This window comes from Phreatobacter sp. AB_2022a (assembly GCF_026847585.1).
Lineage (GTDB): Bacteria > Pseudomonadota > Alphaproteobacteria > Rhizobiales > Phreatobacteraceae > Phreatobacter.
Map to the genome: position 1 here is coordinate 69,398 of NZ_JAPSET010000030.1, position 14,793 is coordinate 84,190.

Below are 14,793 nucleotides of genomic sequence, written 5' to 3' on the forward strand. Positions count from 1 at the left end.
CGCCCGGCTGATCCGGCCGGCGCCTGCGCCGCCGGCTGGCATCAGCTGCCGGGGCCGGCCGCGATCGTGTGGCGCAGGAAGGCGAAGCCGAGCGCGGTGGTGGTGGCGATGGTTTCGGAATCGACCGCGCCGCCATGGCCGCCGGCGACCGTCTCGCGCAGCCAGACCGGTGCGCCGGCCTCCTTCAGCCGGGCCGCCATCTTGCGGGCATGGCCGGGATGGACGCGGTCGTCGGTGCGGTTGGTGGTGATCAGGGCCGGCGGGTAGGTCCTGCCGGTCTCGACGAGATGATAGGGCGAGAAACGCCGGATGAAGGCCCATTCGGCAGGATCGTCCGGGTCGCCATATTCGGCGATCCAGCTCTGGCCGGCGAGCAGCTTGGTATAGCGTGCCATGTCGAGCAGGGGCACCTCGCACCAGATCGCGCCGAACAGTTCCGGATAGCGGGTGAGCATGTTGCCGACCAGCAGGCCGCCATTGCTGCCGCCGCGCGCCGCCAGCATGGCCGGCGTCGTCACGCCGGTTTCACCGAGGTGGCGGGCGACGCTGGCGAAATCGTCGTGCGAGACATGTTTGGTGGCGCGCCGCGCAGCCTGATGCCAGGCCGCGCCGAACTCGCCGCCGCCGCGGATATTGGCGACCGCCAGGAGATGGCCGCGCTCCAGCCAGAGCTTGCCGGTGAGCGCCTGATAGGCCGGCGTGACCGGGATCTCGAAGCCGCCATAGCCGGTGAGCAGGGTCGGCCGGGGCGGCCCGGCATCGAGGTCGCGCCCGACCAGGAAATAGGGGATCCTGGTGCCGTCGGCGGCGGTCGCCTCGATCTGCTTCACCGCGATGCCCGCGGCGTCGAACCGAGGCGGGGCCTGTTTCAGCACGGCCGGCGCGCCGGTGCCGTCCCAGAGCGCAAGGGTCGGCGGCCGGTCGAAGGCCATGGTGGTGAGCACAACGTCGGTGCCGAGATCCGGATCGTCCTCGCCGCCGAAGGCCGCGGCCGAAATGGCGGCATTGTCGGCAAGGCCGGGAATCGCGGTCTCGGTCCAGCCGCCGTCCCGCTCGCTCATGACCACGAGCCGGCTGCGCACCCGGTCGAGAATGTCGAGCACGATGCCCTGGCGCGTCTCGACCCAGGAGGCGAGGGCGCGCTCCGGTGTCGGCCGGAACAGGAGGACATGCCGGCGCGAGCCGGCGAGGAAGGCGTCGAGGCCGAAGACCGCCAGCGCGCCGGCGGGCACGCTGGCGCCGTCCACCGTCCAGTCCTGCTTCGGCTGCACCAGCAGATGCCGCCCGGCCATCGAGACGTTCACCTCCTCGGGCAGGTCGAGCTTCACGCGGGCCTTGCCGCGCGGTTCGAGGAAGATTTCCGACCGGGTGAAATCGACCGCCCGCCAGAAGGCCTGGTGCTCGCGGCCCGGCCGGTGCTGGACGTGGAACCAGGCGGCGACGTCGTCGGCGCCGACCTCGAAAACGGTTTCGGCCGCGTCGATCGGCGTCCCCCGCCGCCAGCGCCGGACGGTGCGGCCATAACCGGCGCGCGTCGTGTTCGCCGCGCCGAGCGCAGCCGAGATGAGCAGCGTGTCGGCATCGAGCCAGGCCGCCATGCCCTTCGCTTCCGGAATGACGAAACCGCCTTCGACGAAACGTCTGGCGGCAAGGTCGAATTCGCGCGTCTCGACCGCATCCGAACCGTTCGGCGACAGGCGGACGAGCGCGCGGCTGCGGTCCGGCGACAGGACCGCGCCGCCGAAGGCCCAGGCCTTGCCCTCGGCTGCGCCGAGCGCGTCGATGTCGAGCAGCAGTTCCCAGTCGGGCGCGGATGTACGGAAGCTGTCCAGCGTGGTGCGGCGCCAGAGGCCGCGCGGATGCCGGTCGTCCTGCCAGTGATTGTAGAGATGGCCGCCGCGGCGCGCCACATAGGGGATCTTGTCATGGGCGTCGAGAATGGCGCGCGCCGCGGCCCTGTCGGCCTCGAAGGTCGGGTCGGCGAAGGCGTCCCGCGTGCGGCCGCTCTCCGCATCGACCCAGGCGGTGGCCCGCTCGCCGTCGATGTCTTCCAGCCAGAGATAGGGATCCTCGCCGCCGATCGCGTCCATCGCTTTGCCTTTCGTCCATCCCGAACGAGAAGAGCCCGGCATGGGGCCGGGCTCTCCGATGCATGGATCTCATCTGGCCCGCGTGGACACGCCGCGCAAGGCCTTCGAGGGGGCGTTTCAGGCGCCGCTCAGTTCCACTGACCCATCGCCTTCGACAGGTTGTCGGAGACCTTGTCGAGGAAGCCGGTGGTGGAAAGCCACTTCTGGTCGGCGCCGACCAGCAGGGCCAGGTCCTTGGTCATGTCGCCGGCCTCGACGGTGTCGACGCAGACCTTCTCCAGCTCCGCCGAGAAGCGCTTCAGCTCGGCATTGTCGTCGAGCTTGGCGCGATGGGCGAGGCCGCGGGTCCAGGCGAAGATCGAGGCGATCGAGTTGGTCGAGGTCTCCTTGCCCTTCTGGTGCTCGCGGTAGTGGCGGGTCACCGTGCCATGGGCGGCCTCGGCCTCGACGGTCTTGCCGTCCGGGGTCAGCAGCACCGAGGTCATCAGGCCGAGCGAGCCGAAGCCCTGGGCCACGATGTCGGACTGCACGTCGCCGTCATAGTTCTTGCAGGCCCAGACATAGCCGCCGGACCACTTCAGCGCGGCCGCCACCATGTCGTCGATCAGCCGGTGCTCGTAGGTCAGCTTGCGCTTGTCGAACTCGGCCTTGAACTCGGCGTCGAAGATCTCCTGGAAGATGTCCTTGAAGCGCCCGTCATACTGCTTGAGGATGGTGTTCTTGGTCGACAGATAGACCGGGAAGTTACGCTGCAGGCCGTAGTTGAACGAAGCCCGGGCGAAGTCCTTGATCGATTCGTCGAGGTTGTACATGGCCAGCGCGACACCGGCGCCGGGCGACTTGAACACCTCCTTCTCGATCACCTTGCCGTCCTCGCCGACGAACTTGATGGTCAGCGTGCCCTTGCCGGGGAACTTGAAGTCGGTGGCGCGGTACTGGTCGCCGAAGGCGTGACGGCCAACGACGATCGGCTGGGTCCAGCCCGGCACCAGGCGCGGCACGTTCTTGCAGATGATCGGCTCGCGGAAGATGACGCCGCCGAGGATGTTGCGGATCGTGCCGTTCGGCGACTTCCACATTTCCTTCAGGTTGAATTCCTTCACGCGCGCTTCGTCGGGCGTGATGGTGGCGCATTTCACGCCGACGCCGTGCTTCTTGATCGCATTGGCCGCGTCGATGGTGACCTGGTCGTTGGTCGCATCGCGATGCTCGACGCTCAGGTCGTAATATTCCAGGTTCACATCCAGATAGGGATGGATGAGCTTCTTCTTGATCAGATCCCAGATGATGCGGGTCATCTCGTCGCCGTCGAGTTCGGCGACAGTTCCCGTAACCTTGATCTTCGACATGGGTCGGCCTTGTGAGCGCATGGCGGAGGAGGACTCAGCCGCGGTGCATCCGGACATGCGCTCGGAAGATCCGGTGCCCCCGCGACTGGCGGCTGCCTCATAGCCCGAATTTGTGGGGGCGGCTACGGCCCGCATGGCCCCCTGTGCGCGCGCCGCGCGCGGCATGGGGCCGCCGCGCAGGCCGATATCGCCGCAGGAGGCGCGACAGGACGGCCAATCCCGTCTATAGGCTCGCCCCGCGCGCCTGATAAAGAAGCTCCATGCCCGGTATCGACATCACCCGCCTTGCCCGCGAAAAGGGCAGCCCCGTCGTCATTCTCGTCGAACCGCAGATGGCGGAGAATATCGGCACGACGGCGCGCGCCATGGCCAATTTCGGCCTCGGCCGGCTGCGGCTGGTGGCCCCGCGCGACGGCTGGCCGAATGGCCGCGCCTATCCGGCGGCCTCGGGCGCGAACCGCATCCTGGACGAGGCCGAGCTGTTCGCGACCTTCGAAGAGGCGATCGCCGACCTGACCCTCGTCCACGCCGCCACGGCGCGCATGCACGGCCAGGTCAAGCCGGTCGTCGGCCCGCGCGAGGCGGTGGCGACCATGCGGCCGCGCATTGCCGCCGGCGAAAAGGTCGGCGTGGTCTTCGGGCGCGAGCGCAACGGCCTGCTGACCGAGGAGGTGGCGCTCGCCGACGCCATCCTGACCTATCCGGTCAATCCGGACTTCTCCTCGCTGAACCTCGCCCAAGCCGTGCTGGTGCTGGGCTACGAGTGGTTTTCCCAGGCCCATGACGCGGCCTTGCCCTTCACGCAGATGGAGCGCTCGGAACCGGCCGAAAAAGCCCAGTTCGCGGCCTTTCATGCCATGTTCGAGCGCGAGCTCGACCGGGTCGACTTCTTCCGGCCGCCGGAGAAGCGCGACAGCATGGTGGTCAACCTGCGCAATATCATCGCGCGCATGCAGCCCTCGCGACAGGATCTTGCGACCCTGCACGGGGCCATCAGCGCGATTGCCGAGGGCGCGCGGGGGCCGGCGCGCGGCGGCACGCTGACCGGCGACGGCCCGGAAGCGCTGCGCCGGGCGCTGGAGCAGGCGGCGGCCGACAAGACCGGGGCCACCGCGCCGGTGCGCGGCATTGCAAGGCTCCTGAGGCGCAACCCGACCGAAGCCGAGCGCCTTCTGTGGGAGGCGATGATGAAGGATCGGCGGTTCGCCGGCCGCGGCTTCCGGCGTGCCGTGCCGATCGGCCCGCATGTCGTCGACATCGTGTCGTTCGATCTGCGCCTCGTGCTCGACCTTGCCCCGCTCAGCGAGGGCGAGGAGGCCGCCGCAAGGCGCGCCGAGAAGCGCCGGTGGCTCAGGGAGCGCGACTATACGGTGCTGGTGCTGGAGGCGCAGGCGGTGGAGGCCGATACGGCCGCCGCGCTCGACGGGCTCGCCCAGCGGCTCGCCGCCGGCTGACGGAGCGGGAACGCCCCGGCGCGGCTCTCCGTCGGCGTTGCCGTCTTGTCAACCATGCCGGCCCGTCTTTCGCCAATCCCGACAAATTTAAGCGAATTGAGCGATCTTTCGACGATCGCATTACGAGCTTCTTAAAGGCCCGCCGCGATACCTCATCGCAGACATTCCCTTTGGTTATCGGGCTGCGAGGCTTCGCATCATGTCCATCTTGAGGTCCTGCATCGCCGCTGTCGCGCAGCGTGTGCGGACAGGCGTGCTGCCGTCCGCCGCGCTGTCCTGCCTTGGCCGTTTCCGCGCCGATCGGCGCGGCAATGTCGCCATGATCTTCGCCATGTCGCTGGTTCCGATCATGGCGCTGATCGGCGCGGCGGTCGATTACAGCCGCGCCGCGGCCGCGCGCGCCAAGCTGCAGGCGGCGGTCGACGCCGCGACGCTGTCGGCGGCCCGCAATGCCGGGCGCATGACCGACGCACAGATCTCCGACGCCGTGGCCCGGGCCATCCGCGCCAACATGGAAGGCGAGAACGGCATTTCGATCGGTACCATCCGCGTCACCAAGGTGGGTAACAGCCTGAAGGTCGACGTCGATTCCAGCATGGAGACCGCGCTCTGGAACGTCATCGGCATCAAGCAGATGGAGGTCGACGTCACCTCGCAGGCGCGCTGGAACACGCCGAACATCGAAGTGGCCCTGGTGCTCGACAATACCGGCTCGATGGCGTCGAGCGGCAAGATGACCGAGCTGAAGAAGGCCGTCCGCCAGTTCCTGACCGACATGGAGGCGATTCGGCTGACCCCGAACCAGGTGCGCATTTCCGTCGTGCCGTTCGACACGATGGTCAATATCGGCACCGGCACGGTCGGCAGAGCCTTCCGCAATTCGAACTGGATCCGTTTCGACACCAACGATCTCCCCTCCAAGATGTCGACGGATTCCTATTCCTGGACGGGCTGCCTCACCGATCGCGACCAGCCGAACGATACCAATGATGCGGTGCCGACCACCGATGCGACGCGCTACCGCGCCGCCCGCTGCGCCAATGCGGCGCTCGCGCAGATGATCCCGCTGACCGCCGATTTCGACGCCGTGCGCCAGGTGGTGACGCTGATGCAGCCCTCGGGCAATACCAACATCACGATCGGCACCCAGCTCGGCCTTGCGACGCTCACCTCGCGCAACCCGTTCACCGAGACGAATGTCGACCCGAACGAGGAGACGCAGCGCTTCATGGTGCTGCTGACCGACGGCGACAATACCGAGAACAGGTTCGGCCAGTCGTCCACTTCGATCGACGCACGGACGCGCCTGGCCTGCACGGCGGTGAAGAACGAGGGCATCACCCTGTTCACCGTGCGGGTGATCGACGGCAACGAGACGCTCCTCAAGGCCTGTGCGACGCAGCCGCCGGCGGGATCGCCGCTGCAGTACTACTTTTCCGTGCGGGATGCGGCCGGCATCGGCGGTGCCTTCCGCGGCATTGCCGACATGATCACGCGCATGCGCCTGTCGATCTGACGCTATGGCGGCTTCGGGCGCGGTGGGCTCGGTCCGCGTCGAGAAAACGCGTCAAGGCACCGATCCAGAGCCTTCCGCCGTCTCATGAAACGGCGAAAGAACCGAGGCAGGCGGCAAGCCGCGCCACATGTGGCGCGGCGGCCATCGCAGCATCGATGGGCGGCGTCAGCTGGCCCGGATCTGGGCGACTGCCGTCTGCATCAGTTCCTCCATGGTCCGGCGGATCTGGTGCTCGGACTGGTTGACGCCGGCCTTGTCGAAGTCGGCCTTGACCTTGCGCAGAACGTCATGGTCGCCGGCCTCCTCGAAGTCCGCATTGACGACCTCCTTGGCATAGGCTTCCGCATCGGCACCGGTCTTGCCGAGCTTTTCCGCGGCCCAGAGGCCGAGCAGCTTGTTGCGCCGGGCGGTCGCCTTGAAGCGCAGCTCCTCGTCGTGGGCGAACCGCTTTTCGAACTCATCCTCGCGTTTATCGAATGTGCTCATGGCGCAGGGGTCTCTTGGCTGGACATGGGTAATGGGAGCGGGGACGAACCCGACGGGCTTGCATATAGGCGCGCGCTCCCCACTTTGGCGAGAGCAAAGGCGTCGCAGGAGCGGAAATCCGAGCCGGTGGCGTCGTTGTGCTGCGCCGCACGATCGGATAGGAGAGATTGGCGGGCAAGTGTGCCTGCAGCTATCGATTCCTAGCGATCGCAACCCCGCGCTCGCCCGTCCCGCTGCGGGAAACCGGCAGCCCGGAGCCCCGGAGAGAGATGGACTTCCTCAAGCCACGGTATATCCCCATGAGCCGCCGCCGCCGCATCTATGAAGGCAAGGCTAAGGTCTTGTACGAAGGGCCCGAACCCGGAACACTGATCCAGCACTTCAAGGATGACGCCACCGCCTTCAACGCCAAGAAGCATGAGGTGATCGACGGCAAGGGCGTGCTCAACAACCGTATCTCGGAATATATCTTTCTCAAACTGAACGATATCGGCGTTCCCACCCATTTCATCCGCCGGCTCAACATGCGCGAGCAGTTGATCCGCGAGGTCGAGATCATCCCGCTCGAAGTGGTGGTGCGCAACGTCGCCGCCGGCTCGCTGTCGACCCGCCTCGGCATCGAGGAGGGCACCCAGCTGCCGCGCTCGATCATCGAATTCTACTACAAGAACGACGCGCTCAACGATCCGTTGGTGTCGGAAGAGCACATCACCGCCTTCGGCTGGGCGACGCCCCAGGAGATCGACGACATCATCGCGCTGGCGATCCGCGTCAACGACTTCCTGTCCGGCCTGTTCCTCGGCGCGGGCATCCGCCTCATCGACTTCAAGATGGAATGCGGCCGGCTGTGGGAAAACGACATGATGCGGATCGTCGTCGCCGACGAGATCTCGCCCGATTCCTGCCGGTTGTGGGACATCAAGTCGTCCGACAAGCTGGACAAGGATCGATTCCGCAAGGATATGGGCGGGCTCATCGAGGCCTATACCGAAGTCGCGCGCCGGCTCGGCGTGATGGGCGAGAACGAGCGCGCCACGGGCCCGGTCCTGGTGCAGTGACCGGGGCCGGCCAGCCTGGTTGAGAGAACGAGCGGGGACCGTCCAGGTCCCCGTTGCATTGTCCGGGCGGTGGGACGGGGAGCGGCAGAGCTCGCAATGGTATTGGGTGCGCTCCGGCAGGCGATGCGGGCGGCGGCGACCGGGGCAGCCGCCTTGCTGCTGCTGGCCTCCTGCGCCTATGCGCCAGTCGCGGTGGAGGGGCTGCAGCCGCCGGAAATCGGTGCCGACCGTGGCGACAGTCCATGGATCTTCGTGCCCGTCGGCATGTGGCTGACCCGCGATACGATCGTGCCGCGCGCCGTCGGCATGTGCGAATTGCCGAGCTGTCCGACCAAGGTGGCGGTCGCCGTGTTCGAGGCGCGCGGCGCCGAGGCACGCGCGCTCCAGCGGACCCTGCGCAACCCCTCCGAACTCGCCAGGATGCTGGTTGCCGGCAACCAGACCCGCCGGCGGCTGGTGGCGGAATCGAACCGTTCCGTGCCGGCCGCCATTGCCGCGCGGCGCATGCCGCGGCGCGTCGCGGCGAGCGCCGTGCGCCTGCGCCATCGTGGCTTCAGCGGCTTCACGCTGACCATCCGGCGGGTGGAGGGGCAGGCGCGCACCGCCCATGGGGCGGTGCTGGCGCGCCCGCAGGGCAACCGCATCAGGGTCGTGGTCGTGGTCGGCGAGCGGCCGGGAACCGTCGATACGGCGGTCAAGGCGGCGGCCGACGCCAATCTGTAGCGCGGCATGTTTCGTCGCCGGCGGGCGGCGCGCCATGAAGCGGAAATGCTCGGCCGGCACTGGTCGATGCGGCAGGGCGCGACACGGGGCCCGTTCCGGAGGCCACCGATGCGCCGCGCCGCCCTCGCACTTCTCGCCGTTGTCGGGCTGGCGGCGGCGCTGTCCGGCGGCCAGCCGGCCCGGGCGCAACATGCCGCCATTGTGCTGTCCGGCTGGGAGCGTAGCGAAGCGGCGACCGGCACCGTCTATTATCGCTGTGCGGCGACGGCGAATTGCGGCGAGCGCTCGACCGTCAGCTACCGCCGGCAGCCCGACGGCGCCCTGGCGAGCCTTGCGGCCTTCCGCAGCCAGAACGAGGCGGTCGACCGGGACACGATCGAGGCGAGCGGCGGGCAGATCGCCACCATCGCCATCCTGGAGACGAGCGAGGGCGAGATCGCCGGCGCCAAGGTCCAGACCGTGATCAAGGTGATCGACCATGCCTCGGGCCGGCGCGAATTCATGGCGACGGTGCGCCTGTCCGACGGCATGCGCAGCTACAGCATCGTCTCGACGAGCGGCCAGGAGCGGATCGCGCGCGCCAATCTGCAGCTGTTCCTGCCGATCGTCATGCTCGCCGGCGAGATCGGCGGGCCGTTGCCGCGGCGATGAACGGCCCGGGAGGCGGCGGCAGTCCACCGCGAGAACGCCATCCGCGGGGAGCCGGCGCGGCAGGATCGCATTGATCCCCGGCGGCTGACGGTTTAGAGGGAGCCGGTCCCGCCGCGCCGTCCATGGAGTGCCAAGCGATGAAGGCCCGCGTCACCGTCACGCTGAAGAACGGCGTCCTCGATCCCCAGGGCAAGGCGATCGAAGGCGCGCTCAAGAGCCTCGGCATCGACGGCATCGACAGCGTCCGCCAGGGCAAGGTCTTCGATCTCGACCTCGGCGGCACCGACAAGGCGGTCGCGGAAGCCGCGATCAAGGCGGCCTGCGAGAAGCTGCTGGCCAATACGGTGGTCGAGAACTACCGCATCGAGATTCTGTGAATTGAGCCCGACCAGGGCTTTCGTGCTATTTCCTGGGCGACTCGCCCGCGCCGCCCCGCCGGCGGCCGCGCGCCCATCAGGAAGATCCGCGTGAAATCGACCCTGCTCGTCGCAATGACGGCCCTTTTGCTCGGCGCCTGCGTCCAGACGGGCGCAGGGCCGGGGCCGCACCTGCTCGCGGCCGGTGGCGGCCCTGCCGAACGGCCGATCGATGCCGAGCGCTGGACCATGCGCAGCGGCATGGTGCAACGCCCTGACGGGACGGTGCAGCGCATGACGCTGCATGTCTGCCCGCGCACGGCCTGCCGCAGTCCGGCTTTCGTCGCGGTGTCCTATACGCCGGCCCGCGGCGCCATGCCGGACCGCGCGACGCTCGAGCACATCGCCACCGAGCAGATGCCCGGGCGCAACGAGATGAACGAGCTGGTCGCGGCCGCGCGCGGCGACGGCGCGGTCAACCGGATCCTGGTCAGCGAGGTCGCGACCTTCAAGGGCCGGCCGGGCATCGCCGTCGAGATCGAGCGGCGGCGCAACGGCGGCGTGCGCAGCATCTACCAGGTCGGCGGCTTCGCCTTCGCCGGCAACATGATGATCTCCGTCCAGTCCTTCTCCACCGATCGGGCCTTCGCGCGGCGCAACCGGGACCAGGTCCTCGACGGCATCGATGTCGGCCGGGGGCTGTGACCCACGCTTTGACGCGGGGGCGTGGGTCGGGTAGGGGTCCCGCGATGAAGGAGCCGCACCGATGAAAGCCGCCGTCGTCGTTTTCCCCGGATCGAACCGCGAGCGCGACATCGCCTATGCGCTGGAGCTGACCTCCGGGACGAAGCCCGCCATGGTCTGGCATGGCGATACGTCCCTGCCGGCCGGCACCGACCTCGTGGTGCTGCCGGGCGGCTTCTCCTATGGCGACTACCTGCGCTGCGGGGCGATCGCCGCCCGCGCCGCGATCATGGACGCGGTGCGCGACCATGCGGCGCGCGGCGGACTGGTGCTTGGCGTGTGCAACGGCTTCCAGATCCTGTGCGAAGCCGGGCTGCTGCCGGGCGTGCTGATGCGCAACTCCTCGCTGAAGTTCATCGCGCGGAACGTGCACCTGAAGGTCGAGCGGTCCGACACGCCGTTCACCCGCCGCTACAATGCGGGCGCGGTGATCAGCGTGCCGGTGGCCCATGGCGAGGGCAATTTCATCGCCGACGGCGAAACCCTGAAGCGGCTCGAAGGCGAGGGGCGGGTGCTGTTCCGCTATTGCGACGCCAGCGGCCGCGTCGCGCCGGAGACCAATATCAACGGCGCGATGAACGCCATTGCCGGCATCGTCTCCGAGAACGGTCGGGTGCTGGGCATGATGCCGCATCCGGAGAACCATGTGGATCCGGCCGTCGGCCCCACCGACGGCCGTCCGCTGTTCGAGAGCCTTGCCCAGGCGCTGGAAGCCGCCTGAGGCGGGGATAGCCGCCGATATCGGCATGGCCGGTGCGCGGATCGGATGTTTCGCCGTTGCGAAAGCTTGCCGCGACGGTTACTTGCAACGCGAGCGGCGCACATTCGGCAGGCGAGCGGTTTCCGGCACCGGAAGCCGTTGCGGCTGGCGGATGGAGGCGCTGCTCGGCATCAATCAATTGCCGGTGATCGCGCGCTTGCGACATGGCCCATCCGCCCGGTGCCAGGGGCGCGCCAATGTCACAAGCGGATCGCCGGAGAGAGGCCGCGGCTCGGGGCGTTTCGCCAGGCAATCGCGGCCGGCATCGGCGTGGCCCCGCGGTGGAAGACGGCATGACCTCGAACCAACCCAGACCTCAGGCGGAACCGAAGATCACTCCGGAGCTGGTGGCGAGCCACGGGCTCAAGCCGGACGAATACGAGCGCATCCTCGGCCTGATCGGCCGCGAGCCGACCTTCACCGAGCTCGGCATCTTCTCGGCCATGTGGAACGAGCACTGCTCCTACAAGTCGAGCCGCCTGCATCTGAAGACGCTGCCGACCAAGGCGCCCTGGGTGATCCAGGGACCGGGCGAGAATGCCGGCGTCATCGATATCGGCGACGGCCTGGCCGCCGTGTTCAAGATGGAGAGCCACAACCATCCGAGCTATATCGAGCCCTATCAGGGGGCGGCGACTGGCGTCGGCGGCATCCTGCGCGACGTCTTCACCATGGGCGCGCGGCCGATCGCGGCCCTGAACGCGCTGCGTTTCGGCGATCCCGCCCATCCCAAGACACGTCATCTGGTGGCCGGCGTCGTCGCCGGCGTCGGCGGCTACGGCAATTCCTTCGGTGTGCCGACGGTCGGCGGCCTGGTCGGCTTCCACACCCGTTATGACGGCAACTGCCTGGTCAACGCCATGGCGGTCGGCCTCGCCCGCACCGACGGCATCTTCTACGCCAAGGCGACCGGCGTCGGCATGCCGATCGTCTATCTCGGCTCCAAGACCGGCCGTGACGGCATCCACGGCGCGACCATGGCCTCGGCCGAGTTCGGCGAGGGCGCGGAAGAGAAGCGGCCGACCGTGCAGGTCGGCGATCCTTTTGCCGAAAAGCTGCTCCTGGAGGCCTGCCTCGAGATCATGGCCAAGGATTGCGTCAACGCGATCCAGGACATGGGCGCGGCGGGCCTGACCTGCTCGGCGGTGGAGATGGGTGCCAAGGGCGATCTCGGCATCGAGCTCAACCTCGAAAACGTGCCGACCCGCGAGCCGGGCATGACGGCCTACGAGATGATGCTGTCGGAAAGCCAGGAGCGCATGCTCATGGTGCTCAAACCCGAGAAGGAAGAGGAGGCCAAGGCCATCTTCCGCAAATGGGGCCTGGATTTCGCGGTCATCGGCCATACCACCGATACGTTGCGTTTCGTCGTCAAGCACAATGGCGAGGTGAAGGCCGATCTGCCGATCAAGGAGCTCGGCGACGAAGCTCCGCTCTACAATCGGCCGCACGTGCCGACCGCCTCGCGGCCGGTGATCGCGGCGGACAGCGTGACGCCGCCGGTCGGCACCGGCGCGGCGCTGCTGAAGCTGATCGGCACGCCGGACCTCGCCTCCAAGCGCTGGGTCTACGAGCAGTACGACTCGATCATCCTCGGCAATACCGTGCAGCGTCCGGGCGGCGACGCCGCCGTCGTGCGTGTCGAGCACGGGCCGAAGGGCCTTGCCATGACCGCGGACGTGACGCCGCGCTATTGCGAGGCCGATCCGGTCGAGGGCGGCAAGCAGGCGGTGGCGGAAGCCTATCGCAACATTTCGGCCGTCGGTGCCACGCCGCTGGCGGTCACCGACAATCTCAATTTCGGCAATCCGGAACGCCCGGAGATCATGGGCCAGCTCGTCGGCTGCATCCGCGGCATCGGCGAGGCCTGCAAGGCGCTCGACTTCCCGGTCGTGTCGGGCAATGTCTCGCTCTACAACGAGACCTTCGGCCGGGCGATCCTGCCGACCCCGACGATCGGCGCGGTCGGCGTCATCGACGACTTCAAGAAGAGCGTCACGATCGCGCCACGGGCCGAAGGCGACGAGGTCTTCGTGCTGGGCAAGACCCAGGGCTGGCTCGGCCAGTCGGTCTATCTGCGCGAGATCCTCGGCCGGGAGGAGGGGGCGCCGCCGCCGGTCGACCTCAAGCAGGAGCGCCGCCACGGCGAATTCGTGCGCGCCCTGGCCGCCGAAGGCCTGCTGACCGCCTGTCACGACGTCTCCGACGGCGGTCTCGCCGTGGCCCTCGCCGAAATGGCCATGGCAGGCAAGACCGGTATCACCGTCGACACGGTGCCGAACGGAGTGCCCGCCCACGCCTTCTGGTTCGGCGAGGATCAGGCCCGCTACGTCCTGACGGTGAAGGCCGCCGACATCGACAAGCTCGCGGCCCGCGCCGCCGGCGCAGGTGTCATGCTGACGCGGCTTGGCCGCACGGGCGGCGGCGCGTTGACCCTCCCCGGCGAGGCTCCCATATTGCTCGAGGATTTGACCGGCAGCTTCGAGTCGTGGCTGCCCGCCTATATGGGCCAGTCGGCCTGAGGTTTGAGGGGACGTGCGATGCCGATGGCGGCGGCCGATATCGAGCAGATGATCAAGGAGGCGCTGCCTGACGCCTCCGTCGAGATCAGGGATCTCGCCGGCGACGGCGATCATTACGCCGCCACGGTGATCTCCGAGAGCTTCCGCGGCAAGTCGCGCGTGCAGCAGCACCAGATCGTCTATGCGGCCCTCAAGGGCAAGATGGGTGGGACCTTGCATGCCCTTGCGCTGACGACCGGCGCCCCCAATTGATTCGCATCAGCCTCACGCGAAGCGAGAGAGAGACATGAGCACCGAGACGCAGACCAATCCCGCCCATGCCAAGATCGAGGCGGAAATCGCTTCGAGTGACGTCGTGCTGTTCATGAAGGGAACGCCGCAATTTCCCATGTGCGGCTTTTCCGGCCAGGTCGTGCAGATCCTCGACTATCTCGGCGTGCCGTTCAAAGGCGTGAACGTCCTGGATTCCGACGAGATCCGTCAGGGCATCAAGGACTATTCCAACTGGCCGACCATTCCGCAGCTCTACGTCAAGAACGAGTTCATTGGCGGCTGCGACATCACCCGCGAGATGTTCCAGTCGGGCGAACTGCTCGAACTGATGAAGTCGAAGGGCATCCAGGTTCGCGACGCGGCCCAGTAAGGCCGCGTGGCGGGTCTATTTTCTCTCGCGCTTTCAACGGCTTGCAGCGCCCTTGCGGCGCTGCTGACGCAGCTGCCCAGAAGTTGCCACAATCGGTTGCGACACGAGCGACAGGATCGGTTTGACCTTCGGTCGATTTGACCGCTCCGTCGCGCGCCGCTGGTCGGCGCTTCCCAAGCCCATGATCGCGCCCGGCTCCTTGCGTCCGGTGCGGTCGTAAGCCTCAAGAGCGCCCGACACATCATGACGCCAGCCCTGTTTCGCAGCCATGTCGTCGCCGTGACCCTCGGCCTTTCGCTCGGGACCGGCTCAGCGGCGCTGGCGCAGCAGGGACTTGGCCTCCGCGGCGGCCAGGCGACGGCATCCGACCGCCCGCTCAATCTCCTGCCGCCGAACGGCCCGGCCGCACTGCATCGCCAGGCGCCGGCTGCGGCCGCTTCC

The 14,793-nt window shown here is 67.9% G+C and carries 15 protein-coding genes; 12 read left to right on the forward strand and 3 right to left on the reverse strand.

Annotated features, from left to right (window positions below):
- Positions 1 to 41 precede the first annotated feature (41 nt).
- Complete coding sequence (locus tag OZ671_RS20690) at positions 42 to 2,090, reverse strand: prolyl oligopeptidase family serine peptidase (RefSeq protein ID WP_268862509.1); 2,049 nt, start codon at positions 2,088 to 2,090, stop codon at positions 42 to 44.
- Between the two features lie 128 nt (positions 2,091 to 2,218).
- The gene (locus OZ671_RS20695) at positions 2,219 to 3,439 is read right to left on the reverse strand and encodes an NADP-dependent isocitrate dehydrogenase (protein WP_038305970.1); all 1,221 of its coding nucleotides are present in this window, start codon (positions 3,437 to 3,439) and stop codon (positions 2,219 to 2,221) included.
- A 260-nt stretch (positions 3,440 to 3,699) separates the two neighbouring features.
- On the opposite strand from OZ671_RS20695, the gene OZ671_RS20700 reads away from it, so the two are divergent.
- On the forward strand, positions 3,700 to 4,893 hold the full coding sequence (locus OZ671_RS20700; protein ID WP_268862510.1) for a TrmH family RNA methyltransferase: 1,194 nt from the start codon (positions 3,700 to 3,702) through the stop codon (positions 4,891 to 4,893).
- 199 nt (positions 4,894 to 5,092) lie between these two features.
- Complete coding sequence (locus tag OZ671_RS20705) at positions 5,093 to 6,409, forward strand: TadE/TadG family type IV pilus assembly protein (RefSeq protein ID WP_268862511.1); 1,317 nt, start codon at positions 5,093 to 5,095, stop codon at positions 6,407 to 6,409.
- A gap of 165 nt (positions 6,410 to 6,574) precedes the next feature.
- Here the strand turns inward: OZ671_RS20705 and OZ671_RS20710 are convergent, their stop codons facing one another.
- Positions 6,575 to 6,895 (reverse strand): DUF1476 domain-containing protein, encoded by a 321-nt coding sequence (locus OZ671_RS20710; protein WP_268862512.1) that lies wholly within the window; start codon positions 6,893 to 6,895, stop codon positions 6,575 to 6,577.
- A 269-nt stretch (positions 6,896 to 7,164) separates the two neighbouring features.
- Between OZ671_RS20710 and purC the strand changes: the two genes are divergently transcribed.
- The 10 genes from purC to OZ671_RS20760 all read left to right on the forward strand — a co-directional run.
- Positions 7,165 to 7,953 carry a phosphoribosylaminoimidazolesuccinocarboxamide synthase gene (purC, locus tag OZ671_RS20715; protein ID WP_038305962.1) on the forward strand — a complete coding sequence of 263 codons (789 nt, stop codon included), beginning with the start codon at positions 7,165 to 7,167 and terminating at the stop codon, positions 7,951 to 7,953.
- 96 nt (positions 7,954 to 8,049) lie between these two features.
- Positions 8,050 to 8,676 carry a hypothetical protein gene (locus OZ671_RS20720; protein WP_268862513.1) on the forward strand — a complete coding sequence of 209 codons (627 nt, stop codon included), beginning with the start codon at positions 8,050 to 8,052 and terminating at the stop codon, positions 8,674 to 8,676.
- A 108-nt stretch (positions 8,677 to 8,784) separates the two neighbouring features.
- Positions 8,785 to 9,327, forward strand: coding sequence for a hypothetical protein (locus tag OZ671_RS20725; RefSeq protein WP_268862514.1), 543 nt, complete (start codon positions 8,785 to 8,787; stop codon positions 9,325 to 9,327).
- 137 nt (positions 9,328 to 9,464) lie between these two features.
- Entirely contained in the window at positions 9,465 to 9,704 is a 240-nt protein-coding gene (purS, locus tag OZ671_RS20730) for a phosphoribosylformylglycinamidine synthase subunit PurS (protein WP_268862515.1), read from the forward strand.
- 90 nt (positions 9,705 to 9,794) lie between these two features.
- The gene (locus OZ671_RS20735) at positions 9,795 to 10,388 is read left to right on the forward strand and encodes a hypothetical protein (RefSeq protein WP_268862516.1); all 594 of its coding nucleotides are present in this window, start codon (positions 9,795 to 9,797) and stop codon (positions 10,386 to 10,388) included.
- Between the two features lie 61 nt (positions 10,389 to 10,449).
- Positions 10,450 to 11,148 (forward strand): phosphoribosylformylglycinamidine synthase subunit PurQ, encoded by a 699-nt coding sequence (purQ, locus tag OZ671_RS20740; RefSeq protein ID WP_268862517.1) that lies wholly within the window; start codon positions 10,450 to 10,452, stop codon positions 11,146 to 11,148.
- A gap of 332 nt (positions 11,149 to 11,480) precedes the next feature.
- On the forward strand, positions 11,481 to 13,709 hold the full coding sequence (gene purL / locus OZ671_RS20745) for a phosphoribosylformylglycinamidine synthase subunit PurL (protein ID WP_268862518.1): 2,229 nt from the start codon (positions 11,481 to 11,483) through the stop codon (positions 13,707 to 13,709).
- 18 nt (positions 13,710 to 13,727) lie between these two features.
- Positions 13,728 to 13,961, forward strand: coding sequence for a BolA family protein (locus OZ671_RS20750; RefSeq protein ID WP_038305946.1), 234 nt, complete (start codon positions 13,728 to 13,730; stop codon positions 13,959 to 13,961).
- Between the two features lie 34 nt (positions 13,962 to 13,995).
- Positions 13,996 to 14,352: a Grx4 family monothiol glutaredoxin gene (grxD, locus tag OZ671_RS20755; RefSeq protein ID WP_268862519.1), complete on the forward strand. Its 357-nt coding sequence runs from the start codon at positions 13,996 to 13,998 to the stop codon at positions 14,350 to 14,352.
- 243 nt (positions 14,353 to 14,595) lie between these two features.
- The coding region (locus OZ671_RS20760) for a hypothetical protein (protein WP_268862520.1) at positions 14,596 to 14,793 on the forward strand (198 nt) is incomplete at its 3' end.

What these genes read in the sequence shown, in the direction of transcription:
- OZ671_RS20705 (WP_268862511.1), top strand. Translation starts at nt 5,093, where the DNA reads ATGTCCATCTTGAGGTCCTGCATCGCCGCTGTCGCGCAGCGTGTGCGG.
- OZ671_RS20750 (WP_038305946.1), top strand. Translation starts at nt 13,728, where the DNA reads ATGCCGATGGCGGCGGCCGATATCGAGCAGATGATCAAGGAGGCGCTG.
- OZ671_RS20690 (WP_268862509.1), bottom strand. Translation starts at nt 2,090, where the DNA reads ATGGACGCGATCGGCGGCGAGGATCCCTATCTCTGGCTGGAAGACATC.
- purC (WP_038305962.1), top strand. Translation starts at nt 7,165, where the DNA reads ATGGACTTCCTCAAGCCACGGTATATCCCCATGAGCCGCCGCCGCCGC.
- OZ671_RS20700 (WP_268862510.1), top strand. Translation starts at nt 3,700, where the DNA reads ATGCCCGGTATCGACATCACCCGCCTTGCCCGCGAAAAGGGCAGCCCC.
- OZ671_RS20720 (WP_268862513.1), top strand. Translation starts at nt 8,050, where the DNA reads ATGGTATTGGGTGCGCTCCGGCAGGCGATGCGGGCGGCGGCGACCGGG.
- purQ (WP_268862517.1), top strand. Translation starts at nt 10,450, where the DNA reads ATGAAAGCCGCCGTCGTCGTTTTCCCCGGATCGAACCGCGAGCGCGAC.
- OZ671_RS20710 (WP_268862512.1), bottom strand. Translation starts at nt 6,895, where the DNA reads ATGAGCACATTCGATAAACGCGAGGATGAGTTCGAAAAGCGGTTCGCC.
- OZ671_RS20725 (WP_268862514.1), top strand. Translation starts at nt 8,785, where the DNA reads ATGCGCCGCGCCGCCCTCGCACTTCTCGCCGTTGTCGGGCTGGCGGCG.
- grxD (WP_268862519.1), top strand. Translation starts at nt 13,996, where the DNA reads ATGAGCACCGAGACGCAGACCAATCCCGCCCATGCCAAGATCGAGGCG.
- purL (WP_268862518.1), top strand. Translation starts at nt 11,481, where the DNA reads ATGACCTCGAACCAACCCAGACCTCAGGCGGAACCGAAGATCACTCCG.
- purS (WP_268862515.1), top strand. Translation starts at nt 9,465, where the DNA reads ATGAAGGCCCGCGTCACCGTCACGCTGAAGAACGGCGTCCTCGATCCC.
- OZ671_RS20695 (WP_038305970.1), bottom strand. Translation starts at nt 3,439, where the DNA reads ATGTCGAAGATCAAGGTTACGGGAACTGTCGCCGAACTCGACGGCGAC.